Source organism: Dolosicoccus paucivorans (genome assembly GCF_900100125.1).
GTDB classification, from domain to species: Bacteria; Bacillota; Bacilli; order Lactobacillales; family Aerococcaceae; genus Dolosicoccus; species Dolosicoccus paucivorans.
Window position 1 is genome coordinate 1 of record NZ_FNEL01000022.1, and the last position, 26,232, is coordinate 26,232.

General features: G+C 40.1%; 23 protein-coding genes and 2 pseudogenes. 3 read left to right on the top strand and 22 right to left on the bottom strand.

From position 1 onward, the window contains the following. Positions 1-556: 556 nt before the first annotated feature. Complete coding sequence (locus BLR79_RS04535; RefSeq protein WP_092085299.1) at positions 557-1,207, bottom strand: redox-sensing transcriptional repressor Rex; 651 nt, start codon at positions 1,205-1,207, stop codon at positions 557-559. 190 nt (positions 1,208-1,397) lie between these two features. Here BLR79_RS04535 and BLR79_RS04540 point away from each other — a divergent pair, with 190 nt between their 5' ends. Further along, the gene (locus tag BLR79_RS04540; protein WP_092085301.1) at positions 1,398-3,365 is read left to right on the top strand and encodes an ABC-F family ATP-binding cassette domain-containing protein; all 1,968 of its coding nucleotides are present in this window, start codon (positions 1,398-1,400) and stop codon (positions 3,363-3,365) included. A 44-nt stretch (positions 3,366-3,409) separates the two neighbouring features. On the opposite strand, the gene tsaD is transcribed toward BLR79_RS04540, so the two are convergent. The 6 genes from tsaD to proS form a co-directional block, all read right to left on the bottom strand. Continuing rightward, a complete protein-coding gene (gene tsaD / locus BLR79_RS04545) occupies positions 3,410-4,420 on the bottom strand; it encodes a tRNA (adenosine(37)-N6)-threonylcarbamoyltransferase complex transferase subunit TsaD (RefSeq protein WP_200778862.1) in 1,011 nt (336 codons plus the stop codon). Then, positions 4,405-4,917, bottom strand: a complete 513-nt coding sequence (gene rimI / locus BLR79_RS04550; protein ID WP_092085305.1) for a ribosomal protein S18-alanine N-acetyltransferase — start codon at positions 4,915-4,917, stop codon at positions 4,405-4,407. Before rimI (BLR79_RS04550) ends, tsaD begins: the two co-directional genes overlap by 16 nt. Next, positions 4,893-5,408 carry a ribosomal protein S18-alanine N-acetyltransferase gene (gene rimI / locus BLR79_RS04555; protein WP_159427594.1) on the bottom strand — a complete coding sequence of 172 codons (516 nt, stop codon included), beginning with the start codon at positions 5,406-5,408 and terminating at the stop codon, positions 4,893-4,895. Before rimI (BLR79_RS04555) ends, rimI (BLR79_RS04550) begins: the two co-directional genes overlap by 25 nt. 34 nt (positions 5,409-5,442) lie before the next feature. Then, entirely contained in the window at positions 5,443-6,216 is a 774-nt protein-coding gene (gene tsaB, locus BLR79_RS04560; RefSeq protein ID WP_159427595.1) for a tRNA (adenosine(37)-N6)-threonylcarbamoyltransferase complex dimerization subunit type 1 TsaB, read from the bottom strand. A gap of 64 nt (positions 6,217-6,280) precedes the next feature. After that, complete coding sequence (locus BLR79_RS04565) at positions 6,281-7,372, bottom strand: pyridoxal phosphate-dependent aminotransferase (protein WP_159427596.1); 1,092 nt, start codon at positions 7,370-7,372, stop codon at positions 6,281-6,283. Positions 7,373-7,396: 24 nt separating this feature from the next. Further along, a complete protein-coding gene (gene proS / locus BLR79_RS04570; protein ID WP_092085314.1) occupies positions 7,397-8,836 on the bottom strand; it encodes a proline--tRNA ligase in 1,440 nt (479 codons plus the stop codon). 622 nt (positions 8,837-9,458) lie between these two features. Here proS and BLR79_RS04575 point away from each other — a divergent pair. Beyond that, positions 9,459-10,439 carry a YeiH family protein gene (locus tag BLR79_RS04575; RefSeq protein ID WP_092085316.1) on the top strand — a complete coding sequence of 327 codons (981 nt, stop codon included), beginning with the start codon at positions 9,459-9,461 and terminating at the stop codon, positions 10,437-10,439. A 33-nt stretch (positions 10,440-10,472) separates the two neighbouring features. Here the strand turns inward: BLR79_RS04575 and BLR79_RS04580 are convergent, their stop codons facing one another. From BLR79_RS04580 to BLR79_RS04650, 15 genes and pseudogenes are all read right to left on the bottom strand, one after another. Beyond that, positions 10,473-11,111 carry an HAD family hydrolase gene (locus tag BLR79_RS04580; RefSeq protein WP_159427597.1) on the bottom strand — a complete coding sequence of 213 codons (639 nt, stop codon included), beginning with the start codon at positions 11,109-11,111 and terminating at the stop codon, positions 10,473-10,475. A 66-nt stretch (positions 11,112-11,177) separates the two neighbouring features. Then, a complete protein-coding gene (lepB, locus tag BLR79_RS04585) occupies positions 11,178-11,765 on the bottom strand; it encodes a signal peptidase I (protein WP_180955509.1) in 588 nt (195 codons plus the stop codon). A gap of 81 nt (positions 11,766-11,846) precedes the next feature. Further along, positions 11,847-12,716: a substrate-binding domain-containing protein gene (locus BLR79_RS04590; protein WP_092085322.1), complete on the bottom strand. Its 870-nt coding sequence runs from the start codon at positions 12,714-12,716 to the stop codon at positions 11,847-11,849. Positions 12,717-12,737: 21 nt separating this feature from the next. After that, a complete protein-coding gene (phoU, locus tag BLR79_RS04595; protein ID WP_092085324.1) occupies positions 12,738-13,400 on the bottom strand; it encodes a phosphate signaling complex protein PhoU in 663 nt (220 codons plus the stop codon). Between the two features lie 12 nt (positions 13,401-13,412). Then, positions 13,413-14,174, bottom strand: a complete 762-nt coding sequence (gene pstB / locus BLR79_RS04600) for a phosphate ABC transporter ATP-binding protein PstB (protein WP_092085326.1) — start codon at positions 14,172-14,174, stop codon at positions 13,413-13,415. Continuing rightward, complete coding sequence (gene pstA / locus BLR79_RS04605) at positions 14,175-14,975, bottom strand: phosphate ABC transporter permease PstA (RefSeq protein ID WP_092085344.1); 801 nt, start codon at positions 14,973-14,975, stop codon at positions 14,175-14,177. Between the two features lie 23 nt (positions 14,976-14,998). Further along, positions 14,999-15,862 (bottom strand): phosphate ABC transporter permease subunit PstC, encoded by an 864-nt coding sequence (gene pstC / locus BLR79_RS04610; RefSeq protein WP_092085328.1) that lies wholly within the window; start codon positions 15,860-15,862, stop codon positions 14,999-15,001. 132 nt (positions 15,863-15,994) lie between these two features. Continuing rightward, complete coding sequence (gene ftsX, locus BLR79_RS04615) at positions 15,995-16,882, bottom strand: permease-like cell division protein FtsX (protein WP_234970814.1); 888 nt, start codon at positions 16,880-16,882, stop codon at positions 15,995-15,997. Then, on the bottom strand, positions 16,879-17,559 hold the full coding sequence (ftsE, locus tag BLR79_RS04620; protein ID WP_092085330.1) for a cell division ATP-binding protein FtsE: 681 nt from the start codon (positions 17,557-17,559) through the stop codon (positions 16,879-16,881). Before ftsE ends, ftsX begins: the two co-directional genes overlap by 4 nt. Positions 17,560-17,576: 17 nt before the next feature. Continuing rightward, a protein-coding gene (prfB, locus tag BLR79_RS04625) for a peptide chain release factor 2 (protein WP_102227965.1) occupies positions 17,577-18,702 on the bottom strand; the annotation gives its coding sequence in 2 pieces (ribosomal slippage) (positions 17,577-18,629 and positions 18,631-18,702; 1,125 coding nt in all). Between the two features lie 74 nt (positions 18,703-18,776). Beyond that, complete coding sequence (gene secA, locus BLR79_RS04630; protein ID WP_092085334.1) at positions 18,777-21,164, bottom strand: preprotein translocase subunit SecA; 2,388 nt, start codon at positions 21,162-21,164, stop codon at positions 18,777-18,779. Between the two features lie 206 nt (positions 21,165-21,370). Continuing rightward, positions 21,371-22,807 (bottom strand): annotated as a pseudogene (gene nagE, locus BLR79_RS04635) (N-acetylglucosamine-specific PTS transporter subunit IIBC); the annotation flags it as partial. A gap of 217 nt (positions 22,808-23,024) precedes the next feature. After that, positions 23,025-23,582 carry a ribosome hibernation-promoting factor, HPF/YfiA family gene (hpf, locus tag BLR79_RS04640; RefSeq protein ID WP_092085338.1) on the bottom strand — a complete coding sequence of 186 codons (558 nt, stop codon included), beginning with the start codon at positions 23,580-23,582 and terminating at the stop codon, positions 23,025-23,027. A gap of 131 nt (positions 23,583-23,713) precedes the next feature. Further along, on the bottom strand, positions 23,714-24,478 hold the full coding sequence (locus BLR79_RS04645) for a ComF family protein (protein WP_092085340.1): 765 nt from the start codon (positions 24,476-24,478) through the stop codon (positions 23,714-23,716). Beyond that, positions 24,471-25,859 carry an ATP-dependent helicase ComFA gene (locus BLR79_RS04650; protein ID WP_092085342.1) on the bottom strand — a complete coding sequence of 463 codons (1,389 nt, stop codon included), beginning with the start codon at positions 25,857-25,859 and terminating at the stop codon, positions 24,471-24,473. The genes BLR79_RS04645 and BLR79_RS04650 overlap by 8 nt, the downstream gene beginning before the upstream one ends. A 153-nt stretch (positions 25,860-26,012) precedes the next feature. Between BLR79_RS04650 and BLR79_RS04655 the strand changes: the two are divergent. Beyond that, positions 26,013-26,232, top strand: a pseudogene (locus BLR79_RS04655) (IS30 family transposase); the annotation flags it as partial.

Here is a 26,232-nt window from a genome sequence, read left to right on the forward strand (position 1 = left end):
CACGGGCACGACCATCAAATAATCTAAAGAAAATAAAGTTTTACCTTTATCGATTTATACGAGGTGTCTCGAGAATTCTCTCATTTGACACCGTAGGTATTAAATATTTCCACAAAATAGAACGCCGCTCCAACCAATTGTCCTTATTATGAATGAAGTAATTGAATAATCTTTAAAACGCGCTCACAGGGCGTTCTATTTGTATGTTTACTTTTAAAAAAATGAGTAAAACTAAACGTTGATTGAACTTATTTTCCTTTATTCGTCTAATCTAGAATTTCTTAACGTAAAAAGGGTAAATTCAAATTGTAAAGGTCTTGCATATTATCATCTTTACTATATAATATTATGTAGGATCAAGCCCTCGCCATACGTGGCAGGGCCTTTTTTTATGAGGTGATACACGTGTCAAAGCCATTTGAAACCTATGAGGAACACATCAATATTTTAAACAAAGCTTCCATCACCATTCTACGATCGTTGTGAGGGAAGCTTTTTTTATATTAATTCTCCCCAAAAAGAAAAAGACCGCTTGCGCTGGTCTTTTACTTGTTAATTAATCTTCGTTGACGTCAAAGGATTTTTGACTGTCGATGAAATAAATAAGAGTTTGTAGTTCGTTTGTTAAGTCGACGTTTTGAATGCGGATGTCTTTTGGTACGTCAAAACGTAACGGTGTAAAGTTCATAATTCCTTTAACTCCCGATTGAATTAAACGGTTTGCTACATCATCGGCTGCAGATTGAGGGACGGTTAAAATAACAATTTCAATCGCTTGATCTTTAATTTGTTGTTCCAATTCATCCATTGAGTAAACAGGGACTCCGGAGTGAATCGTACCAATTAAATTCTCATCCACATCAAAGGCCGCACTAATACGAACGTTGTTGCTTTTTCTAAAGTTATAGTTTAATAAAGCGTTTCCTAAATTGCCGACACCGACTAAAGCAATATTCGTTAAACGATCTTGTTGTAAGACGCGTCCGAAGAACTCTAGTAAGTATTTAACGTCATAACCGTAACCCCGCTTACCTAAAGCACCAAAGTAAGAAAAGTCACGACGAATGGTTGCACTGTCAACTTTAACCGCACGGCTTAGTTCTGTTGATGAAACGCGAGTTGTCCCGGCGTCGTGAAGTATTTGTAAATAACGTTGATAGATCGGCAGACGGTGTGCCGTTGCTTTTGGAATTTTTTGCATCCTGATTCCTTCTTTCTGTGTAATATCCTTACTGTTATTATATCATTCTATTTGTGCAATAACAGACAAAAGGACTTATTTTTTCACAATCTATCAAACAAATCCATCATTGGACCATTTTTAATGAAAACTCATTTTGTGAACGAATAACGAGGTGCTATAATGGGAGTACGAATTCGAAATTTTGGAGGCCATTATGATACTTTTACAAGTCAACAACGTCACGCGACGTTTTGGCGATGTCACGTTATTTAAGGATGTGTCCTTTACCATTCAAGATAATGACCGCATCGCTCTGGTTGGACGAAACGGAACAGGAAAGTCCACTTTAATTCAACAAATTATGAACCAAGAACCAATTAACGAAGGAGAAATTACTAAAGCTAAAGACGTCAACATCGGTTATTTAGAACAACACGTTGTCAATGACTCAGCTTTGTCGATTTGGGATGAAATGATGTCAACTTTTCAAGACACCCTTAAGTTACGCGACCAAGCTGGTATTGCTGCAGAGCGAGTTGCCGATCTATCTGTAGATACAGAGTCCCAAGCGTACCAAGAAGCTTTAGCTTCCTATGATCATTTAAATGAACAGTTGCACCAATTAAATGCCTACAGTATTGAATCTGAAGTAAAAAAAGTGCTGCACGGTTTTCGCTTTTATGAAGAAGATTACGACACGCCGGTGCGTTCTTTATCTGGCGGTCAAAAGACCCGGCTTGCGTTAGCGCAACTTCTTTTAATGCGTCATGATTTACTCATTTTGGACGAGCCGACGAACCATTTAGATATGGATATGTTACGTTGGCTAGAAGATTATTTAGTCAGTTATCAAGGCGCTCTTTTAATTGTCTCCCACGACCGGTACTTTTTAGACCGGGTCGCTAAACAAGTCGTCGAACTGCGTAACGAAACGAGTCACATTTATAAAGGGAGCTATAGCTTTTACATTAAAGAAAAAGCCTTGCGCCTAGAACAAGAATGGGCTGCTTTTACAAGACAACAACAAGAAATTGCTAAATTAGAAGACTATATTCAGCGCAATATCGCAAGAGCTTCGACAACGGGAATGGCTCAAAGTCGCCGGAAGAAATTGGAACGAATGGATCGCATCAAACGTCCTCAAAACGATCCTCAAGCTCCGCGCATTCAATTTAGTGCAAATTCCTCCAGCGGAGACCGAGTTATTGAAGCCGTCGATTTAGCCATCGGGTATGACCGAGACCTACCACCGATTGCTAAAGATATTGACTTTGATTTAAGAAGGCAACAAGCCATTGCGATTGTTGGCGCTAACGGAGTCGGCAAGACGACACTATTGCGGACTATTTTAAATGAAATTAAACCCTTAAGTGGAGAAGTCATTATGGGAACTGGCGTATCCATCGGCTACTACGATCAAAACGTCAACCACTTAGATCCTAAACTGTCTGTTTTGGAAACTTTATGGCAAGCTCACGACACGACAGACGAGAAACATATTCGCAGTATTTTAGGTAGCTTTTTATTCCGCCAAGAAGATGTAGAAAAAACTGTCGGCATGTTAAGTGGTGGGGAAAAAGCACGTCTAGCCTTAGCTCTTTTAGCTACGGACCACGACAACACCCTCCTTTTAGACGAGCCGACGAACCACTTGGATATTGATAGTAAAGAAGTCTTAGAAGAAGCATTAATTGATTTTGACGGAACGTTGCTTTTTGTCTCCCACGACCGTTACTTTATTAACCGAATCGCAACGCAAGTTTTAGAAATCACTCCAACAGGATCCAGACTTTACTTAGGCGATTATGATTATTACTTAGCCAAAAAAGAAGAATTAGATGCGATCGAAGCTTTAACAGAACCTACTGAAGAAGAAGTTGCCCCTGTTGCTCAAGAAGCGAACTATTCTTATGAAGAATCACGGCGATTACGAAGTCAATTACGTCGCTTAGAAAAAGAAAGTGAAGAAACGTTACACCAAATTGATGAAATTGAAGAACAAATTCAACATCTTCACCAAGCAATGAGTGACGCTTCCATGGAGAATGATTCAGAACGATTAACTCGTTTGCATAACGAAGCGACACAAATGGAAGAAGAAGTGATGGAACTCATGACTAAGTGGGAAGCGTTAACTTTAGAAACTGAATCCTTTAAAGAAGAACACCCAACGATCACCTAAATTAAAAAGCATCTCACCGATTATTCAGTGGGATGCTTTTTTAGTTACAACATTAAGCCTGGTGTCGCATTTAAAGTTAAATTCGCAAAGTCTTGGTTTAAATATTGAGTATAAGCGGCTGCTCCAATCATGGCGGCATTATCGCCACAAAGGGATAAAGGAGGAATGGAAATTTTAACTTCTGGGTGCTTAGTTTCAATCATATGTTTTAATTCTCGGCGTAATGCAGAGTTAGCGGCGACCCCACCGGCTAAGACAAATTCTTTGACAGAATATTCTGTTAGTGCACGGTCCGTTTTATTAACGAGTATTTCCACCACTGCTTCTTGAAAGCTTGTCGCTAAATTGGTCATATCAATGGTTTCTCCGCGCTGATTGGCATTATGAACTAAGTTCATGACGGCACTTTTCATTCCACTAAAGCTAAAGTCTAAATTATCTTCATGGATCATCGCCCGAGGAAGATCATAAGTAGCTTGACCTTGATGGGCCAGTTCATCTAAATATTTTCCAGCCGGGTAAGGTAAATCCATTAACCGGCCTACTTTATCATAGGCTTCTCCCACCGCATCGTCTTGAGTTTCGCCGATGACTTCAAATTCCCCGTCTCGAGGCATATAGACTAATTCTGTATGTCCACCACTAGCAATTAAAGACATTAAAGGAAACTGTAACTCGTCTACTAATTGGCTAGCATAAATGTGTCCTGCTAAATGGTTTACACCGATTAATGGTAGTCCGTAAATCATTGCGATAGTTTTAGCAGCTGTAATACCCACTAGTAAAGCTCCTACAAGCCCTGGCCCTTTTGTGACAGCCACCGCATCAATCTCATCCATCGTCACATTCGCTTCATCTAGCGCATAATCCACCACTTGAGTGATCTGTTCTACGTGGTGGCGACTCGCCACTTCCGGAACCACCCCTCCAAAGCGCATATGACTTTTAATTTGCGAAGCGACAATATTAGATAATAAGTCCCGTCCGTTACGAACAATTGCCACACTTGTCTCATCACAACTGGATTCAATGGCTAATATTAAAACATCTCCCACGATTGATCCCCTCCTTTTGTTAATATTCGTTGCATAATAACTGCGTCATCTGCTGGATTTTGGTAGTAGTTTGGTCGAATCGTTAACTCTTGAAAGTTCAGTTTATTATATAGTTGGCGAGCTGCTGTATTTTTTGAACGAACTTCTAAAAATAAATGCTTAAATCCACGAGCGGCTAATTGGTCTAAAACAAAAGAAACTAATTCACTTCCTAAACCTTGTTGCCTAAATTCTGAATCAATGTAGACTTGGTTGATCGACGCTTCATCTAATACCGTATGCAAACTGACAAAACCGAGTAACGTCATTTGGTGTAAGAGTAAGTAATACTCACTATGATCTTGTTCAAAATCACTGGTGGTTTGCTTTTTCGACCAATTAAAGGTTTGTTCATTAATACGAATCATTTCTTCTTGAAAAACATCAGGAATTTCTGTGCCTTTAAACGGCACTACATTCAATTGAAGGGTCTTCATCGACTCGATCCTTTCTGCCATTGCATAATATACGCGTCATCGTTTAAATCAGGGTAATAATTTTTACGAAGCGCAATTCTTTGGAAACCAAACTGCTCATAAAACTGCTGTACCAATGGGTCCGACTTACGGGTTTCCAACGTAATGGTCTGAGCGTCCATTTTTTGAGCCCCTTCAAGCCAAATGTTAAATAAAATTTTACCTAATCCTTGTTGTTGGTAATGGGGATGGATAATGAGTTGACTTAAATGACCTTTAGAATGGTTTACTCGCCCTGTACAAAGTCCAATGACTTGGTCTGTTTTGCGCTCGGTTAGCACTAAATACCATAAACCGGGATTCGTCGCCCAATCTTTAACGAAGTCCCGAGTTTGCCAAGCAACATAGCCTTGATAGCCCGCTTGTTGTAAATCGACAAAGGTCAACAAGTCACCATAATTTGCTGCTCGAATGTGATACATCGCCTTTAACGAAGAAGGCGTTAGGTCAATTTTTTGTAAATTTTGTTGCATTAAAGAAAGAGGTTGGTTCTTTGTTTCGTAATATTTACTCCAAAGTATCCGGAAAACGTTCGACCAATGCGTCATGTTCAACCTCACTTAAATTAACCGCTTGTTCTTTAGCCCATTGTCTTTCAGCCAATGTTTCTAAAGCATAATTTGGTGCTAGTAACGTAGGCTCTTGAACGATTTGTTGTTCTACCAATAAGACATTCTCTGCATGGGGTAAACTAGACCAACCTTCAATGACATCCATAGTTAGATGAGGGAAAGCTTCTTGAGTCAATTGAATAAACTCGTCGATCTTTTCTCCTACTAAAATTAACCGTTCAAGCTTTAACAGTTCTATGTTAGTTTTCAATGCTTCTAACCAATGGTCCCAAGCCGTATGGCAATCTGAAATCACACTCTTTAACTGACCTGCTTCGTATGTATAAGCACCTGTATAAGCCGTTTGTCTTCTGGCATCCATTATAGGAATAATTAGCGTATGATCTTGATGTAAAGAGATCCCATTGGCGGCGATTAAACTAAGAGATGACACTGATTTTAAAGGCATTTTTTTCATCACAGACCACGCCTTAGCAAAAGTGACCCCAATGCGTAATCCTGTATAAGACCCCGGGCCCACTCCAACAATCAGTTCATCAATGAGTTGCGGCGTCCAATTGACTTGACTTAAACTTTGATGAACGACATCTACTAAGGCTTCCCCGTGCTTTTTAGGTCCTTGAATCGTTGTAGCTAATTGAATCGCTTTGTCTTCAATGAGTGCGATTGATAATGCCGTCGTGGATGTATCTACAATGACTTGTTTCAAAGAAATCCTCCTTTACATGAAAGAATTTGGCGTAACCTAGTGGCTACCCCAAATTCTTCTTTTCTTATTGTGTGACAAAATCACGAACCATTTGTCTAACTGTCTCTCCTGCTTCTTCTTTAGGAAGAGTTAAGCGGATCCATGTTGGATAAGTATGTGTATTCACTTGATAGCCTTTATTTGCTAAATAATTAACGAGTTCTTCTGCCTTGTCATATTCAAACATCACAAAGTTCGTCGCCGAATCAAAATGAGTTAAATTTAATTCTTCTAATAGATCTAACCATTTACGACGCTCCGACGCATTTTTAGCGCTAATTTTTTGTAAGTGATCTTGATCTTCTAAAGCGGCTAAAGCAACTAATTCACTTATACCATTTACACTAAAGGCTGGACGAACCCGTGATAGTCCTTCAGCATACTCAGGGCTAAATAAGCCATACCCAATACGAGCAAAAGCTAAACCATAAGCTTTAGAAAATGTCCGCCAAACGCTTAAGTTAGAAAACTGCTCCATTAACGGAATCGCTGTTATCTCTTCGTTATTTTCCGCAAACTCCATATAAGCTTCGTCTACCACCACAGTGACGTGGGAAGGAACTTGCTTAAGAAACGACTCGATTTCTTGGCGGGTCACCCATTCTCCCGTTGGGTTGTTTGGGTTACAAATATAAATCAGTTTGGTTTGATCATTGATTGCTTCTAGTAAGCCTTGCCAATTCATCTTTTCACCCGGATGGAAGTTATCCACTTCGCGAACAACAGCTCCTAATTGTTCTGCATATACTTTATACTCAGGGAAAGTCGGAAAATGAACGATCACTTCATCCCCGGTATCAATTAAGCTTTCAGTAAACATTAAGATCATTTCTTCTAAGCCATTTGTAATAACAAACGCCTCTTCGGGTACTTGATAATGTTTGGCTAAGGCTTTGCGTAACGCTTTATTTGGACTAGAAGGATAAGCTGTTAAATCGCTTAGCTCTAGATTAGCTAACACATCTTTCGTATGAGGAGAAGGTGTATAAGCATTTTCGTTGAGTGATAAGCGAAGAGCCGTATCAATTCCTAAACGCTCATTCATTTCTTGAGCGGTTTCAAAGTTTAAGTAGCTATAAGGACGCTGGCCGTAGCCTTTTTTAAATAGACGGGTCATGTTGATCCTTCTTTCTGTCATTCATTAGTAAGCGCGAGCAATCCAAACAGTGTATTTAGCTGGTTTTCCAGTAACGATACATTTTTCTTTCGGCTCAACCATTCCTTCAAATGGAATATGACGAGTTGTAAAGCCTGTTTCTTCTTGAATTTTCGCTTCACTTTCTTCTGTTCCATCCCAACCTGCTAGAACCCAACCTGCACGTTCGCCGGCTGCTCGTTTTTCTTCAATATGTTCTTTTAATTCATCTAATGTGTCGATATTTGTGTACACATGTTGTTCGTTCATCTTTTTCGCACGTTCAAATAGACGAGCTTGCATAGCATTTAGCTCTTCTTCAACAGCTGAGACTAATTGGTCGATTTCAACGAAGTGTTTACCCTCTACGTCACGAGCTTTTAGAACAACAGTACCATTTTCTAAATCGCGAGGTCCAAACTCAATACGTAATGGTACACCGCGCATTTCCCATTCATTAAATTTAAATCCTGGAGACTGGTCACTATCATCTAAAACAGTACGAATACCTGCTTCATGAAGTTGATGTTGTAATTCTTTTAACTTTTCTAAAATTTCTGGATTCTTTTTCCATGGTCCGACTGGCATTAATACTACTTGACGTGGCGCTACAGCTGGTGGAATGATAAGCCCTTGGTCATCTCCGTGCATCATAATGAGCGTTCCGATTAAGCGGGTTGATACTCCCCAAGAAGTCGTATAAGCATAGACGTGCTCGTTATCTTGGTTTAAGTAAGTAATATCAAATGCTTCCGCAAAACGTGTTCCCATAAAGTGTGACGTTCCAGCTTGAATTGCGCGTCCATCTTGAACCATTGCTTCAATAGAGTAAGTGTTTTCTGCTCCAGCAAAACGCTCTGAAGGTGTCTTTTCACCAGAAAAAACAGGCACCGCTAATACGTCTTCCACGACTTCTTTATAAATCTCTAACATGCGCATGGTACGTTCTTTTGCTTCTTCAGCATCTGCGTGAGCAGTGTGTCCTTCTTGCCATAAGAATTCAGAAGTTCTTAAAAATGGTAAGGTACGTTTTTCCCAACGGAATACGTTTGCCCATTGGTTTAACATCAGTGGTAAATCGCGGTAAGATTGAATCCAACGGCTATACGCATCTCCAATCATCGTTTCAGAAGTTGGACGTAGCGCTAATTTCTCTTCTAACTTTTCCCCACCTGCTTCTGTTACGAAAGGTAATTCCGGGCTGAACCCTTCAATGTGGTCTGCTTCTTTTGCGAAGAAATGTTCTGGAATTAACATTGGGAAGTACGCATTACGTACACCTTCTTCTTTGAAACGTTTGTCAAACGCTGTTTGAATATGTTCCCACATTTCGTATCCATCTGGTTTAAAGATCATACTTCCGCGAACTGGTGAATAATCCATTAAATCTGCTTGTTGAATAGTGTCTAAATACCACTTTGAAAAATCTTCTTGTCGTGTAATCATTATAAGCCTCCTAAAATTTGGTAAAGAAAAAAACGCTCTTATCCTAATGTAAAGGACGAAGAACGTTCTACGCGGTACCACCTTTATTGCTGACGATGTGTCAACCTACTTAAATCACTGATAAGGAAGTGACCCCTTATAGGTGCTAGTAGGTTCAATAAAGGAGTGGGTGAAAAGTTCTCAGTCAACCTTTTCTTCCTGTAACCGTTTCTTTATTTACTAATCTAGTCTTAACTATTGTACACTACTTGTTCGTAAAATTCAATTCGTGGAAGATAAGATTGTGATTGACTTCTCTAGAACCGACTTTTTCACCCTTGTTGACTTTAAAGTACAAGCGTGAGACAATAAAAGTGCGATAAGACTATGAATCGCGACATAAGCACAAACCCCGTTAACTCTGGACAGCTAACGGGGTTTTTATCACCTATGCGATATTAGACGTGTGCACAAAAAGTGTTTGACTTAAAAGTATTTTCACTGTATGCTTTAAGCATAGATCAAATGTTTCTAATCATAGCGAAACACCAAACCCCCACACGACCGGCCAAAGTACGTGTGGGGGTTTTTTTGCGTCTATCAGACGTTATTGTGTGATAAACTATGATGAAGGAGGTTTGTGATGGACACTTTTTTCAAACGATTTGGTTTGTGGACTCTAGTGAGTTTATTGGCTTATTACTTAGGAACGCTATTTCCCTTAGTGGGTGGTGCAGTTTTTGCTTTATTTTTTGGCATGACTCTTCGGTTTTTTAATCCCCAATCATGGGTCGACTTTGACAGTGTGTCAAAGCAATCAGGACAAGTTTTAAAATTAGCAATTATTGCTTTAGGTTTTACGTTATCTTTTGATGTGTTAGTTGGCGTAGGCGCCCAATCATTAAAAGTTACCTTATTTACGATTGTTGCTTCTCTAGGAACAGCTCTATGGGTCGGAAAGAAATTAACGCTAGACAAGGATTTATATACTTTAATTGCGATGGGGACCGCTTTTTGTGGCGGAGCTGCGATTACCGCAACGACCCCTATTATTAAAGCAAGGCAAACTTATATGAGTTTAGCCATTGGGACTATTTTTCTTTATGATATTGTCGCAGTTTTATTATTTCCGCTCATTGGTCATTTATTTCATTTAACTGATTTACAATTTGGCTTACTTGCCGGGAGCGCGGTGAATAGTACACCGTCAGTTTTAGCCGCGGCGTTAGCCTATAGCGTCGAAGCGAATAGCTTTGCGGCGATTGTTAAAGTCGTTCGAACTTTATTACTCGTTCCCGCTACAATTTTACTCAGTATTCAATTTAATAAGGACACTCACGAAGGGACGTGGACTCTTAAAAAAGTCATTCGTTTAGTGCCTCCTTTTATTTTATGGTTTGCGGCAGCAAGTATTATTGCGACGGTCCTTCCCTTACCTTCCTTTTTTGTTAATGGGGCAAAACTCTTTAATAAATTAGGGATCACTTTTGGAGTAGCCGGCGTGGGTATGGGCATTGATTTAAAGGAAGTGCGTCAAACAGGAGTAAAACCTTTCTTAGTCGGCGGATTCGCTCAGACGGCTTCTCTTATTGTCAGTTTAATTTGCATTCATTTATTCTTTTAACAAAAAAGCGACCTTTAGAGGCCGCTTTTTTAATTATTTGAAATGAGGAGCTTCAGTCATCGATTGAATGACTTCATCGCCGGGTGATAAGTCAATGCCGGGGTATTTACCACTTTCAAAAGCGACCGCATACATTCCAGCCGCTTTTGCAGCCAAAAGTCCGTTATAGGCATCTTCAATCGCGATACACTCTTTAGGTTCCACTTCTAATTGACGAGCCGCTTCTAAGTAGACATCTGGAGCCGGTTTAGATTCTTCCACTTCCTCACCACTCACTAGCGCATCAAAATACTGCTGGATATCTAAAGCACGGGTTACTCGTTCAATCGTATCCTTCGGACTTGATGAAGCAACGGCTAGTTTAAACCCTTGCTCACTTAAGCTACGAATATAGTCTTTTACTCCATCGATGGGTAAGAAACCGTCACGTTTCACCACTTCTTTTTGATACTCTTTCATTCGGTCAATCATTTCTTGCATCGGAGTTTGTAAGTGATATTTTTCGACTAACAAGCTCCAAGCAGCATGATCCGTTTTGCCGATACTATCGATAAAGTCTTCCATTTCGAACTTTTCAACGCCTTCTTCTTTTAATACGCGCCTTGTCGCTTCGAAATAACTATACTCTGAATCAATAATGACTCCATCCATATCAAAAACAACTGCTTTCATAACCATCCTCCTTTTCTTCAGTATAGCAAAAAAACGCCCTCTTTATTAAAAAGAGCGCGCTTCTTATTATTCAACGACTAGTTGACCTGCTTCATTTAGTCCGTAATTGGTTAGTTTGCCCATATGGCTTAATGGCCAAAACTTAAAGAATGCTCGACCTTCAAACGCATCTTGAGAGACAAAGCCAAAGCTACGGCTATCTACTGAATTGCGACGATTATCCCCTAAAACAAACATCATACCTTCAGGAACGACCGTTTCTCCGGTCACTTCTTCTAACGTAAAGTCTTGGGTGAAGTTCCCGTCGGTTTCAGATTTCTTTTGGTCTAAGTAAGGTTCGTCGACCGCTTGACCATTTAAATAAAGAGTGTCGTTTTTATATTCAATGGTATCTCCTGGCAAACCGATAATTCGTTTAACATATAGTGTGTCTTCTTTATGGGGCGGATGAAAAGTGATGACATCAAAATGATCTAGCGACCCTCTACGCCACATAAATAAACGTTCCTGATCCGCTAAGGTATAATCCATTGAGCGTCCGTCCACTTGAAATGGGGCGACAATAAAATGACGCACTCCTAACATAATGACTAACACTACTAAAAAAGTCACAACATATTCAATTAATTCTCTAACAAACCCATTTGACTGCATGATTGTTCTCCCATCTAAATTAAAGGCATTATTTTTATTTATTTTAGCAAACTTTGCCTTAAGACTCCAATCGATGGGTCTTTACCGCGTTGGTAATTGGTCCCAATGGGTAATCTTTCCTTTAAAAATATCACTGACTTCATTAAAGGTTAAATTAGCATGAGGGTTCGACGGATGAATGACGATTGCAATCCCATCTAAAGCGATGGGAACAGCTAGCAATTGTTCTTGTTCTTCATCGTTTAACGCGCGAGAAACCATTCCGATATCGGCTGTTCCTTCAGTGGCAGCTGAGACTCCTGCACTGGACCCATTGGACGTAATATTAATCTTAACCCCAGGATTATTTTGTTCGTACCGTTCAGCTAACTTTTCCATCACGGGAGTCACTGACGTTGAACCAACAATGGTTAGTTGTCCTTTAGGGGTTGTACGACTTGTTGGTGGTAAGTCGGGTTGTCGTTCTTTGCCGATGGAAATATAGTTCAATCCTTCAATAATCTCTTTTCCTTCTGGCGAGTAAATAAATCCAACAAAGTCATTGGCTAAATCACTCAATCCATCATGTTTCCACACAATATTAAAAGAACGGGCCACGGAATAGTCACCGCTTTTAATCGTTTCTTCTGTAATAGGGACTCCATCAATAGCAATGGGCTTGACGGTGTCATTAAGAGAGCCAAAAGAAATATATCCAATCCCTCTTGGGTTCCCAGCTACATATTGCATGACCCCATTCGTACTATTTTGAACGTCAGCTTCGACGGTCGTCATGTCATCACCTTGGTCGTCGACGACATGAACTTCTTCAACAAAAGCGTCGCGTGTTCCCGAACCCGCTTCTCTTGAGACGACGTTGATCGCTTCTTTATCCACAACACATCCACTTAAGACAATGGCTAAAATAAGGAGCAGTAACTTCACTGCTTGACGACTAAACGTTCGCTTCATTGCACTCCTACTTTCTGATAGTTAGTTTAATTCCACAATTTCGCCTGTGTTTAAAAAGACGATTCGCTCACAAATATTAGTAATGTAGTCACCAATTCGTTCTAAGTTATTAGCAACGCCAATGTAACCTAGCCCCATTTCGACCACTTCTTCCCCGGTCTTTTGGCTCATACGAATGCGCGCTTCGCGGTAAACTTCTTTTAATAAAGCATCCACTTGTTCATCCCGGCTTGCGATTTGTTTGGCCATACTCGCATCTTTTGCCATATAAGCTTTTAAAACATCCGCCGACATTTGGGTCACTAAATCAGCCATGTCTTTTAATAGTTTAGTGACTGTTTTTGATTCACTCGTATCTTCTGTACGACGAAGGGTCGCTTTAGCAATTGATACAGCGTGGTCCCCCATTCGCTCTAAGTCAGTACTTGCGTGAATAACGGTAAAAATCATGCGCAAATCACTGGCCACAGGTTGTTGTAAGGCAATAATACGGTAAGTATCTTTTTCCATTTCGGCAGCTAAGGCGTTAATACGTAAATCATCGCTAAATAATTCGTGAGCCAACTCTCTATCTTCTTTAATGAAGGCGTCAACGGATTTTAAAATCGAGGCATTGACCTTTTTGGTAAGTAAAATTAAATTATCGTGTAATTGATTTAATTCTTGTACGTAAGTTTTTCTCATTGTAAACTCCTTTTATCCAAAACGTCCGGAAATATAATCGTTAGTACGTTCATCTTTTGGAATACTAAAGATGGTTTCTGTTTGGTCAAATTCAATTAAATCCCCACTTAAGAAAAAGGCGGTCTTATCTGAAATACGAGCGGCTTGTTGCATGTTGTGGGTGACGATAACGACAGTATATTTATCTTTTAAATCATAAATTAAGTCTTCGATCTTATTTGTTGAAATCGGATCTAAAGCCGAAGTCGGTTCATCCATTAATAACACCTCCGGTGCATTCGCAATGGCCCGGGCAATACATACACGTTGTTGTTGTCCACCGGATAAAGAGGTCGCATTTTGGTGGAGCTTATCTTTGACGTCATTCCAGACGGCAGCTCCTTTTAGACTTTCTTCAACGATTCGGTCCAGTTCTTTAGAATCTTTAATTCCATGGGTTCGTGGCCCGTAGGCGACGTTATCATAAATGGATTTAGGAAAAGGGTTCGGTTGCTGGAACACCATTCCGACACGTTTACGGAGTAAGTTAACGTCATAATTAGATGAGTAAATATCTTTGCCGTCTAATTCAACAAGGCCATCCACGCGAGTTCCGGGAACTAAGTCTTGCATACGGTTTAATGTTTTGAGAAAGGTTGATTTACCGCAACCAGAAGGACCGATAAAAGCAGTCACTTCGCCTTCTTGAATATCCATATTAATATTTTTGAGCGCTTGAAAATCGCCATAGTAAAAATCTAAATTTTTTACATGAATTTTTGTTTTGTCTGTCATTTATTGTCCTCCTCGACTTAAGTACTGACTTAACTTAGTAGATAATGCGTTAATAATCACCACAATAACAATTAACACCGCTCCTGTAGCGTAGGCTTCTTGAACGTGTAATCCTTCAGAGGATAAGACGTACATATGTAACGCTAAGGTTCTAGAACTGGACATTAAGTTCTTTGCGATCCCTGTTGCGGTTCCTAACGTAAACATTAAAGCAGCCGTCTCGCCGACAATTCGTCCGATCGATAAAATAATCCCAGAGACAATCCCTGGCATCGCCACAGGTAATACGACGGTAAAAATCGTTCTTAATTTCCCCGCACCTAAGGCTAAACTTCCCATACGCAAATTATTATTCACAGACAATAGCCCTTCTTCTGTTGAAGAAATAATCATCGGCAAAATCATAATCGCAATGGTCAAAATTCCCGCTAAAAGAGAATATTGCATATTCAACCGCACAACAAACAAAATCATCCCAAACAACCCGTAAACAATCGACGGAATTGCAGCAAGTGTGTCGGTTGCGAGTCGGATTAGCGGAATAAACCAACTATCGCGATTAGCGTATTCCACTAAGTAAAATCCAGTAAACACCCCAATGGGTGTTGCTATTAACAATGAACCTAAGACAAGTTCAAGAGTTGTAATAATTGCTGGCATCATGGAGACATTTTCTGTTGTATAATGCCAAGCAAAAATGGACGGCTTTAGCGCACCTAAACCATTAATAAAAATGAACCCGACAATTAAAATAAGTAAACTCACCGTAAAAATAGCTGAAGCCCAAATGAGTCCTTTCATCCAATTAATCGATTGTTTCTTCATTAGCTTCGTTCTCCTTTACGTTTGACGAACATGAAGATCATGTTAATAATCAAAATAAATACAAACAAGACAACCGCTGTCGCTATTAAAGCTTCCCGATGTCGACCGGTTGCATAAGCCATTTCAAGCACAATGTTTGTTGTTAACGTTCGCACTCCTTGATGTAAGCCACTTGGAATACGTGGTTGGTTTCCGGCGACTAAAATAACCGCCATCGTTTCGCCAATCGCGCGGCCAATTCCTAAAATAACCGCAGATAAAATACCCGACTTTGCGCCCGGAACTACGACTTTCATAATCGACGCTTCATGGGTCGCTCCTAAGCCGATACTTCCTTCATAATAATATTTAGGAACCGCTCGTAACGCCGCTTCTGATAAACCAATCACCGTTGGTAAAATCATAATCCCTAATAAAATAGACGCTGTTATAATATTCATTCCTGATCCGCCAAAAAGACTTCGCGAAATAGGAACAATCAGTTGTAATGCGAAAAACCCATAAACAATCGACGGAATGGCGGCCATTAAGTTAATCGCTGGTTTGAACCACCGGTAGACCCGGTCCGACATAAAATGAGACAAACAAATCGCTGTCAAAACACCTAAAGGAACTCCAATCATTACTGCACCAGCCGTAATGGTTAAAGAACCTATAATCATGGGTAAAATTCCGTACTGAGGATGGCTAGCTGTAGGACGCCAACTGGTTCCTAGTAGAAAATTACCAAATCCTTCCTCAAAGATAAAAGGGGCTCCTTGAGAAAACATGAAATAGAAAATAAGGATAATCGCGAGAATCGACATGGATGCGCTGAGCATAAACACGTACTTCATCGCCGTTTCCTTCATTTGGTGAGACATGGCTTTTCTCCTTTTAAATTTATTCCACACTTACCGTGTGTTAACCTAATCGTAACAAATTACTTTTCATTTTAATATTTAAAAAAGAGTAAAATAAATAGCATTTTCCTAAAGCGGAAAATGCTATTCTTATTATATTCTTAAAAAACGTCCCATGGAACGGCGGGCTCCAATAGAGCCTAAAACCATCCCTAATAGCAAAAGACTGCCTCCTACAATCCAAATGGTTGGAAAGATAGGGTAAAGGCGTAAATTGTGAATACCAAATAATTGAGGCGCTGCTTGACTAATACTTTGATAAACCCCGTATAAAAGTAACGTCGCCACTCCTGCTCCAATCATACCAATAAAGGCTCCTTCATAACCAAAGGGCGCTTTAATAAAGCGATTATCTGCCCCAACTAAGCGCATAATTTCGATTTCTTGCTGGCGGGCAAAAATCGTTAAGCGAATGGTATTGGAAACAAGTAAGACAGCTAAAATCACTAACACGGCGCAAACAAAGGCTAATACATAACGAAAGAGAGCGATCCGTTCGATTAATTGCTCAGCTTGTGCTCCACCGTAGTTAACTTGAACAATATAAGGACTTTCGTCGATTTTTGAAGCGACTGCATCTAAGTCGTCTGTTGAAGCCACTTTTACAACGAGCACATCGTAAAGCGGGTTATTATCTCCTTGGAATAAATCAAACTCTTCAACGTTCGCAACTAAGTCTTCTAACTCTTGTTCTTTCGAGCGAAATTCAACCTCAACGACTTGAGGATAATTTTTAATTTCTTCTTCCAATCGCTTAGCGTCTTCTTTAGTTGACGCCATGTCTAAGTGAGCTCTAATTTGAATATCTTGTTCAATATCTTGAGCAATTTTTTCTACGTTTTGGATCATTAAAAATAATCCACCTACCATAAAAAGAGTCATGCTCATCGTTAAAACAGAGGCTAAAGTCATCCAACCGTTACGAAACAATTGGCGAAATCCGTCTCGGATATGTCTAAAAAAGTTACGAATGATTCTCACGACTCATACACCCCCTTATATTCGTCGCGGACAAGGAAGCCGTCTTCTAAACTAATGACACGGTGGCGATATTCATTCACCAACACATCGTTATGGGTTCCCATAATAACCGCGGTTCCTTGTTGGTTAATTTCTTCTAGTAAATGAAGAATTTCTTGAGCAATTTGTGGGTCTAAGTTCCCGGTTGGCTCATCGGCAATAATAATCGCCGGCTCATTAGCAATCGCTCGGGCAATCGCCACTCGCTGTTGTTCTCCTCCTGAGAGCTCATCGGGGTATTGGTGAATTTTATGTTTTAAGCCAACTTGATCTAAAACCGTCAGTACCCGTTCTTTAATGCGTCGCTTACTGGCTCCCGTAACTTCTAAAGCGTAGGCGACATTTTCATAAACAGTTAATCTCGGTAGCAGTTTAAAGTCTTGGAAAATAACCCCTAAGTGGCGTCTTAATTTAGGGACTTGACGGTCTTTCATTTGATCTAAAAAGAAACGGTCGACTTGAACAGTCCCATGGGTCGCTTTTTCTTGGCGATATAGTAACTTCATTAGTGTGGACTTACCCGATCCACTGGGGCCAACGACATAGACGAATTCGCCTTGTTCAATGCGTAAGTCGATATTTTTTAAAGCGACGACATTATTAGGATATATTTTCGTTACATTGGTTAATTGAATCATTTTTTCACACCCTTTCTTTAACTGGTTGGCGTATCTTCTTCATGTCCCATCGCCCATTTTAAGTAAGCATCGATAAAGCTGTCTAACTCACCATCAACAACGGCTTGAGCATTTCCCACTTCATAGTTTGTCCGGTGATCTTTGACCATTGAATAAGGGTGGAAAACATAGGAACGAATTTGCGAACCCCAAGCAATATCACTTTGAGAGCCTTTAATGGCTGCCAATTCTTGTTGTTTCTTTTCTTCTTCTAATTGGTACAAACGACCTTGAAGTAACTTCATCGCTGTTTCGCGGTTTTGAAGTTGGGACCTTTGGGACTGGCTTTGAACCGTGATCCCGGTCGGTAAGTGAGTAATACGAACAGCGGAGTCGGTTTTGTTGACGTGTTGTCCTCCCGCTCCACTGGCTCGGTACGTATCAATGCGTAAATCATCCGGAGAAATTTCTATTTCAATCGTATCATCTAAAATAGGAGTAACTTCAATGGAACAAAAAGACGTATGACGACGGGCATTGGAATCAAAAGGAGAAATGCGCACGAGGCGATGGACTCCTTTTTCTGACTTTAAATAGCCATAGGCGTTATGACCTTTTACCGTCATCGTGACACTCTTAATTCCCGCTTCATCACCGGGTTGGTAATCGATCATTTCAACTGAATAGCCGTGATCATCTGCCCAACGTTGATACATACGCAGTAAAATACTTCCCCAATCTTGAGACTCAGTTCCACCTGCACCGGGGTGCAGTTCTAACACCGCATCATTCGTATCGTGTTCTCCTGATAGAAGCATTTGAATTTCATAGTCTTCAATTTGTTTTTTCAACTCAGGGATGGATGATTGGATTTCTAGTAACATCTCTTCGTCATCAGTTTCTTCGTAAAGTTCTAAAGCCATTTCCGCATCTGACAGTCCTTCATCAATTTCCATAAAGGTTTGATATTCCGCTTTAGCGTGATTTAATTGAGTGATAATTGTTTGCGCTTTTTGGTTATCATCCCAAAAGGTCGGTTCTGCCATTTGTTGTTCGAAATCAGCAATATCTGCTTCTAAGCGATCTAAGTCAAAGAGACCCCCTAAAGCTGTCGACTTTTTGACGGGTATCTTCTAAAAAATGTTTAATTTCATGCAGTTCCATTTGAGTCACTCCTTTAGTTTTTTCGGTCAAAAGACCCATAAGCAAGATCTTAACAGGCTTATGGGTCTTAAAAATTAAGCTTTATTGACTTGCTCACGCTCAACATTTTGGTGAATATGAGCTTTCATGACGAAGCGAGTTACGTCATATTCGATTTCAGCAATCATTTCTTGGAAACGTTCGTATCCTTCTGTTTGGTACTCTGTTAATGGGTTTGTTTGTGCATAAGCTCTTAACCCAATTCCTTGACGTAAATGATCCATTGTATCAATGTGATCTGTCCATTTAGAGTCTACTACACGTAAAATGATCACCTTTTGGAACTCTGCTAATTGATGTTCAGTTAACGTCTCTGTCTTTTCATCAAAGAGACGGTGAGCTGTCATTTTTAAATAGTTTTTGAGTTCTTTAATATTTTTGCCTTGAAGGTCTGCTAAGCTCATCGTATCAGGGTGAACTAATGCGTTATGAGCAAACTCCAATAATCCTTCTAAATTCCAGTGATCTTTGTCGCCTTCTGTAGCGGTATCTACTTGACGTTCAATTGTACGATCGATCATATTTTTGATGTATGGTGTTAGAGGTTCTTCCGTTTGAATGACTTCTAAACGTTGACCGTAGATTACTTCACGTTGTTCGCGCATCACTTCGTCATACTCTAAAACACTCTTACGAGTGTCGTAGTTGTTTCCTTCAACACGGCGTTGAGCAGATTCTACTTGACGGCTCAACATGCGACTTTGAATCGCCATATCTTCTAGCTCTTCATCTTCCATATTCAAGCGTTCCCACACTTGACGAATACGGTCAGAACCAAAGCGGCGCATCAAATCATCTTCTAGAGATAAGTAGAATTGAGAAAAGCCTGGGTCTCCTTGACGACCTGAACGTCCACGTAATTGGTTATCAATACGACGTGATTCGTGACGCTCAGTTCCGATAACGCATAGACCCCCTAATTCAGGTACTCCCGCACCTAATTTGATGTCCGTACCACGACCGGCCATGTTGGTTGCGATCGTTACCGCACCGCGTTGACCTGCACTAATAACGATTTCTGCTTCTTTAAAGTGGTTCTTAGCGTTGAGTACTTCGTGAGGGATACCTCCTTGAGTTAATAGTCTTGATAAGTATTCAGACGTTTCTACCGCAACGGTACCTACTAGAACGGGTTGCCCTTTCGCGTGACGTTCTTTAATTTCTTGTGCTACGGCATGGAATTTAGAACGTAAGTTAGGGTAAAGTAAATCCGGGCTGTCAATTCGTTGAACAGGACGGTTTGTTGGCACTTGAACAACACGCATGTTGTAAATTTCTCTAAACTCTTCTTCTTCTGTTTTAGCCGTTCCGGTCATTCCAGATAGCTTTTCATACATACGGAAGTAGTTTTGGAAAGTAATCGTTGCTAGAGTTTTAGACTCGTCTTCAATCGCGACTTCTTCTTTAGCTTCAATGGCTTGGTGTAGTCCGTCTGAATAACGGCGCCCTTCCATGATACGTCCAGTAAAGCCGTCAACGATTTTAACTTCGCCTTCATCAACTACGTAGTCGATGTCGCGAATCATAATGTAGTTCGCACGTAAAGCTTGTTCAATGTGGTGGACTAATTGAGCGTTTTCGATGTCATATAAGTTTTCTAAACGGAAAATACGCTCAGCCTTATCCGTTCCTTCATCAGTTAACGCGATGGTTTTACTTGAGATGTCGATCGTATAGTCTTCATCTTCGCGTAACCCTTTAACGAAGTAGTCCGCACGGTTATATAAAGCCGTTGATTTTTCTGCTTGTCCAGAAATAATAAGCGGCGTTCTAGCTTCATCAATTAAAATAGAGTCCACCTCGTCAACTACCGCATAATGCAATGGACGTTGAACCATTTGATGTTCGTAAACGACCATGTTATCACGTAAATAGTCGAACCCTAATTCGTTGTTTGTACTATATGTAATATCAGCTAGGTAAGCTTCACGCTTTTGAGCCGGAGAAAGGCTGTTTAAGTTAAGCCCAACAGACATACCTAAGAAACGGTATAATTCACCCATCTCTTGGGAGTCACGAGTCGCTAAGTAGTCGTTAACGGTTACAACGTGCACACCGCGGCCCGTTAAGGCGTTTAAGTAAACAGGCATGGTCGCTGTTAACGTCTTACCTTCTCCTGTTTTCATCTCAGCAATATCGCCTTGGTGTAATACGTAAGCTCCTTGAATTTGTACTTTATAAGGTAAAAGTCCTAAGACACGGTAAGCCCCTTCACGAACCACCGCAAAAGCTTCTACCATTAAATCATCTAGAGTTTCACCATTTTGGTATCGTTGTTTAAATTCATCTGTCTTAGCGCGCAATTCCTCATCCGTTAATGCACGATAAGTAGATTCTAAATTAATGACTTCATCCGCTAGACGGCCGGCACGGTTTAATTCGCCTTTATCACTTTCAAAGATATTTTTTAAAAAGTTAGCCATCATCACTACTCCTTTATTTGAATTCTTGATTATGTTTATATTAAGATAGATTAGCTATTTATAGTTTTAAACATTCACTTTACTATTGTACCATAATCCATATAGATTTAAATGTTTTTGTTAATTTAAATCAAGACAACTAAAAAACCACACATGGCTTGACCCATGCATGGTTTGATTCATTATTTATTTAAATCGTGTCTTAGTAACTCTTCTACTGCATCAGCCACAAACTGAACGTCCGGTCCGACAATGACTTGGTAGTTATGTTTATCAATCGGATTCACTCCGGGTACGCCAGAAGATTTAATTTTGGCTTCATCAATTAAATCAGCATCTTTAACAGTGAGGCGTAAACGTGTCGTACAGTTTTGAACGTCTTCGATATTTGCTGCTCCACCTAAACCTTCATAAATTAATAATGCGCGTTGGTCGCTGACATTTGATTCACCAACGGTGACTGCAGTCGCAGTTGCGCTGGCTTCGTCACGTCCTGGTGTCATTAAATTAAATTTCTTAATAACAAAATCGAACATTACATAGTAAATGACCGCAAAGACAAGCCCTTGAACTAATAACATCAATGGTTTGTTAGCAATTGGAATACGCAGACTTAAAATAAAGTCAATGAGTCCGGCACTAAAGTTAAATCCAGCGGTCCAACCAAAGGTTGCGGACACAAACATCGAAATACCGGTTAATAATGCATGAACCACATAAAGTGGGAAAGCCGCAAACATAAATGAAAACTCTAACGGTTCAGTTACTCCAGTAAAGAAGGAAGCAAAAGCAGCCGCCATTAATAGAGAACCGACTTGCTTTTTGTTTTCAGGACGTGCGTTACGGTACATAGCGTAAGCTCCGGCTGGAAGACCAAACATCATCACTGGGAAGAATCCAGCTTGATACATACCGGTGACCCCTTTAACTCCTTCACTTGCCCAGAAGCGACCAATATCATCAATACCGGCTAAGTTGAACCAAAAGACGTTGTTTAACGCGTGGTGTAATCCTGTTGGAATAAGTAAACGGTTGAAGAAACCGTATAATCCCGCACCGAGGGCTCCCATACTTGAAATCGCTGTACCAAAGCTAGTTAAGCTTGTATAAACGACGGGCCAAGCAAATAATAATAACGCAGATAAAATCATCATGAAAAAGGCCGTCATAATTGGCGCTAATCGTCTTCCGCTAAAGAAAGCAAAAGCTTGAGGCAGTTGAACTTTACTGAAGCGGTCATAAGCAGCCGCTGCTACTAACCCCGCTAAAATACCAATAAAAACGTTTTTGAAATTAATGGCGCTAAAGGCAATGTTGACAGATTCCACGTCTACTCGCGTTAACATCGCGACAGAATCAGGTTGGAGTAAAGTATTAGGCACTAAAAATCCAACTAGACCACTTAACGCTGCTGAGCCGTCTTTATCTTTAGACATCCCAAGGGCTAACCCTACCGCAAATAAAACACCTAAGTGATCTAAAATGGCAGCACCGGCCTTAATAAGAAAAGCAGCTAGAACACTGTTACCACCCCATCCTGCCGGGTCAATCCAATAACCAATCCCCATACATAAGGCAGCGATCGGCAAGACAGCCACTGGCAACATGAGCGAACGTCCGATTCGTTGTAAATAAGCTTTCATCGTCTTTCTCCTTATCGTTTCAATTTAAGTGACCTATTTATTTTAAACTTCTTTGAAAAGTGTGTAAATATTTTCTGAAAAAATAAATTTAATTATTTTACATCACCTGCACTTCTTCTAAAATGATAGCGCTTTCATTTTATGCGATAAAAAGAACCCGAGATGGCAAGTCCACCACCTCGGGCTTTAAAGCTGACTCAATTAAATGGACTAATGATTAGTTACCTGTTTCGATTAAACCGTAACGTCCGTCTTTACGGCGATAAACAATCGAAGTTTCATTTGTTTGTGCGTCTGTATAGATGAAGAAGTCATGTCCTAACATGTTCATTTGTAATACCGCTTCTTCACTGTCCATTGGTTTTAAGCTGACTTGTTTTGAACGAACAATTTCTAGTTCATCTTCTTCTTTTTCTTCTACTTGTCCGCCAGCAACAGCATCTAAGTAGGCAATTTCTTCTAAGCCGCGTTCTCTTGATTTGCGGTTAATTTTTGTTTTGTATTTGCGCACTTGACGCTCTAATTTATCAACAACTAAGTCAATACTTCCGTATAGATCTTGAGTTGTTTCTTCGGCGCGAAGTACTAAGAATGATAAGGGAATGGTTACTTCTGCTTTAGCTGTTTTATCAGAATATACTTTTAAGTTAATATAAGCAGTAGCGTTTGGTACATCTGTAAAGTAACGCTCTAATTTGCTTACTTTCTTTTCGGCATATTCTCTAATAGCTGGAGTAACTTCGATATTCTCCCCGCGAATGTTATACGTAAACATATAAATCCCTCTTTTCCAATATAGTGGAAGTGATTTGATTAGCTTTGGTTAAACTTACCTAAATCTCTTCCTCTTCTGTGACTTTATTATAACACGAGTTAATGGTTTTTGAAAATAAAACCCTTTCATTTTCATTTTAATGTTTCTTGCAAACTGTCTCTAGCTAAGCTTAAACTGATTAAATCAATGGTCGGATCGTGATTAAATACACATTCTTTCGCCTTCATCATTGTTGTCCCCGTCGTATATAAATCATCAAAAATAAGCAACTTTTCCGGAAGAGAACTGTTTTTCCTTAATTCAAAAGGTTGCTTAAGTTCTAGTCGCTGCTTTTTAGTTTTTGCCGCTTGTCTTTTACCGTCGCCTATATAGTCAAAATAAAATCCATAAGGAACACTAGCTTCTTCTAATAAAAGAGCGGTTGGGTGAAACAAGCGTTCTTTTAAATGGTTCGGCGAACTGGGTAGTACCGTCCACGTGTAAACTTGATACTGGCGGTAAACTTTGGCTAAACGATCCGCCACTACTTTACTTTGCCGAACATCGCCTTGATATTTATAAGTATAAAGCCATTCTCTTACCGCTTCATTGTACTCTAACAGTACATCATGACGCAAATAATTAATGGGTAATTGTTCACGCCACTTAAAGCAATCATAACAGTAATCGACGCCATCTTCTTTGTGTCGATAAGGCAGTATAAAAGGGTTAGATGCATCTTTTTCTAAAGGCCTTAAACAATGATCACAAACTAACTCACTCGCTGCAAGGGGCTGAAATAAGGCTTGGCACTCTTTACATAAAACGGGAAAGCGAATAGGACCTAACGTGAATAAATGATGCCATTCTAAATCCCGGGGCAATCTTTCTTGGCAAAACAAACAACAGTCACTCATCAATAAGTCCCTCTTTTCTAGCTAACTGATTCATTTCTTTAATTTGCCGGCAAGCACGGCGCATAGCTTTTGAATAACCAAAGTGTAAAAACCACACTTCCCCAGTAGGAAAGTAAGGCCTTCTCCCTGCGCGACCGCTCATTTGCACTAAAGACGCTTCGGTAAATAAAGGGTGTTCGGCACCAATAATGCACACTTGGCAATTAGTAAAGGTTACCCCACGTTCTAAAATAGTCGTTGTAATGAGTAAGTCTAATTCACTGTCACGCAGTTGTTGGACTTTTTCTTGACGGTTAAGGTCTTTTGAGTGAACACAGGCTATGCGCAACTCGGGCCACACTTTGCTGAGCCATTGGTAAAGTTCTTCGGCTAAAGCAATATTGGCAATAAACAATAGTTTAGGGCCCGTTAATTGTTTAAACTGATTCATTTTTCGGTACAAAGGACTCCATCTACGCCGCTTTTTAATCGTCTCACGCCAATTCCCTGCCCAAAAGCACTTCGGTTCGGGTAAACTAAAGCGATGGTACCGAGCCGGGAGTACTGTATGGGTGAGGCGTTCGTGTTTTATTTCTTCGTTTAAATAATCATCAGGAGTTGCTGTTAAGTAGATGACTTTTCCATCTTGTTTTTTGGCGTGTTCCACCCCGGCATGAAGGGTGGGGTCGCCTGCATAAGGAAACCCATCCACTTCATCGACAATAATTAAGTCAAAAGCTTCTTTAAAGCGCCATAGTTGGTGAGTGGTTGCGACCACTAACGGCGTATAGCGATACACTTCTTCTGTTTGCCCGTGCAGTAAGATTAAAGGAACGGATTTAAAAGCCTCTTGTAATCTAGGCGCTAACTCATTACATACATCCATTCGTGGTGTCGCGACTGCCACCCGACCGCCTTTTTGAAGGACTTGGTGAATCACTTCAAAAATCATCTCCGTCTTACCCGCTCCTGTCACGGCTTGAATTAAATGAGGGCGAGAGTCACTTAGGGAGTTCACTAAATCCGTTGAGGCTCGTTGTTGTTCGTTGGATAATTGCCCGGACCAAGTGAGCAGTTTTTCTTTTGTTTCAGGACGTTTTTGGTAAGGGTAACTGTAAAGAGTCGTTGCTTCACTGATTCGTCCTAGTTGGATACAATTTAAACAATAATAATTCCTTTGATTGTTAAAAGAGATGCGCCCAAAACTTGTCTGTTGATCCTCCCCCTCCTTTATTTGATTGTGACAACGTTGGCACTGAATCAGTGTTTCTTTTGTAATTCCAGGTCGCTGGTCAAGCTTACTTAATATATCTTCAAGTCTTTCATTCAATTGATGTTTCTGTAGTAAAACTTCAATTTCATGTTTCGTTAAACAACGCCCTTCAAAAAGTGACCAATCCATCCCTTCCCTCCTTTCTACTTAATAAGTTAGTAAAAAGAAGGCAAATCCATTTTTAAAAACCTGAATTGTAAAATTAAGCTAGAAAAAAACAAATAGGACCATTTGTGCTACACTATTTATGAGTCCAATCATAAATAAGGGAGTAGACACAAAATGGCCTATACACATCTTACCACGAAAGAACTGACTTGGATAGAAAACTACTACGAAATTGGCGAAAAAGCTTACATAGTCGCTAAAAAGTTAAGAAGATCTGCTCAAACCATCTATAATGTCTATCATTATTTAGACGATGGTGGAACTATCATCGACTATTATGAAGGCTACAAAGCTAACAAATCTAAGTGTGGCTCTAAGAAGAAGCAGTTCACAG

Excerpts from the sequence above, each read along its gene's own strand:
- BLR79_RS04540 (WP_092085301.1), top strand. The coding sequence starts at position 1,398 with ATGATACTTTTACAAGTCAACAACGTCACGCGACGTTTTGGCGATGTC.
- rimI (WP_092085305.1), bottom strand. The coding sequence starts at position 4,917 with ATGGCAGAAAGGATCGAGTCGATGAAGACCCTTCAATTGAATGTAGTG.
- rimI (WP_159427594.1), bottom strand. The coding sequence starts at position 5,408 with ATGCAACAAAATTTACAAAAAATTGACCTAACGCCTTCTTCGTTAAAG.
- BLR79_RS04565 (WP_159427596.1), bottom strand. The coding sequence starts at position 7,372 with ATGACCCGTCTATTTAAAAAAGGCTACGGCCAGCGTCCTTATAGCTAC.
- proS (WP_092085314.1), bottom strand. The coding sequence starts at position 8,836 with ATGATTACACGACAAGAAGATTTTTCAAAGTGGTATTTAGACACTATT.
- BLR79_RS04575 (WP_092085316.1), top strand. The coding sequence starts at position 9,459 with ATGGACACTTTTTTCAAACGATTTGGTTTGTGGACTCTAGTGAGTTTA.
- BLR79_RS04580 (WP_159427597.1), bottom strand. The coding sequence starts at position 11,111 with ATGAAAGCAGTTGTTTTTGATATGGATGGAGTCATTATTGATTCAGAG.
- lepB (WP_180955509.1), bottom strand. The coding sequence starts at position 11,765 with ATGCAGTCAAATGGGTTTGTTAGAGAATTAATTGAATATGTTGTGACT.
- BLR79_RS04590 (WP_092085322.1), bottom strand. The coding sequence starts at position 12,716 with ATGAAGCGAACGTTTAGTCGTCAAGCAGTGAAGTTACTGCTCCTTATT.
- phoU (WP_092085324.1), bottom strand. The coding sequence starts at position 13,400 with ATGAGAAAAACTTACGTACAAGAATTAAATCAATTACACGATAATTTA.
- pstB (WP_092085326.1), bottom strand. The coding sequence starts at position 14,174 with ATGACAGACAAAACAAAAATTCATGTAAAAAATTTAGATTTTTACTAT.
- pstA (WP_092085344.1), bottom strand. The coding sequence starts at position 14,975 with ATGAAAGGACTCATTTGGGCTTCAGCTATTTTTACGGTGAGTTTACTT.
- pstC (WP_092085328.1), bottom strand. The coding sequence starts at position 15,862 with ATGTCTCACCAAATGAAGGAAACGGCGATGAAGTACGTGTTTATGCTC.
- ftsE (WP_092085330.1), bottom strand. The coding sequence starts at position 17,559 with ATGATTCAATTAACCAATGTAACGAAAATATATCCTAATAATGTCGTC.
- secA (WP_092085334.1), bottom strand. The coding sequence starts at position 21,164 with ATGGCTAACTTTTTAAAAAATATCTTTGAAAGTGATAAAGGCGAATTA.
- hpf (WP_092085338.1), bottom strand. The coding sequence starts at position 23,582 with ATGTTTACGTATAACATTCGCGGGGAGAATATCGAAGTTACTCCAGCT.
- BLR79_RS04645 (WP_092085340.1), bottom strand. The coding sequence starts at position 24,478 with ATGAGTGACTGTTGTTTGTTTTGCCAAGAAAGATTGCCCCGGGATTTA.
- BLR79_RS04650 (WP_092085342.1), bottom strand. The coding sequence starts at position 25,859 with ATGGATTGGTCACTTTTTGAAGGGCGTTGTTTAACGAAACATGAAATT.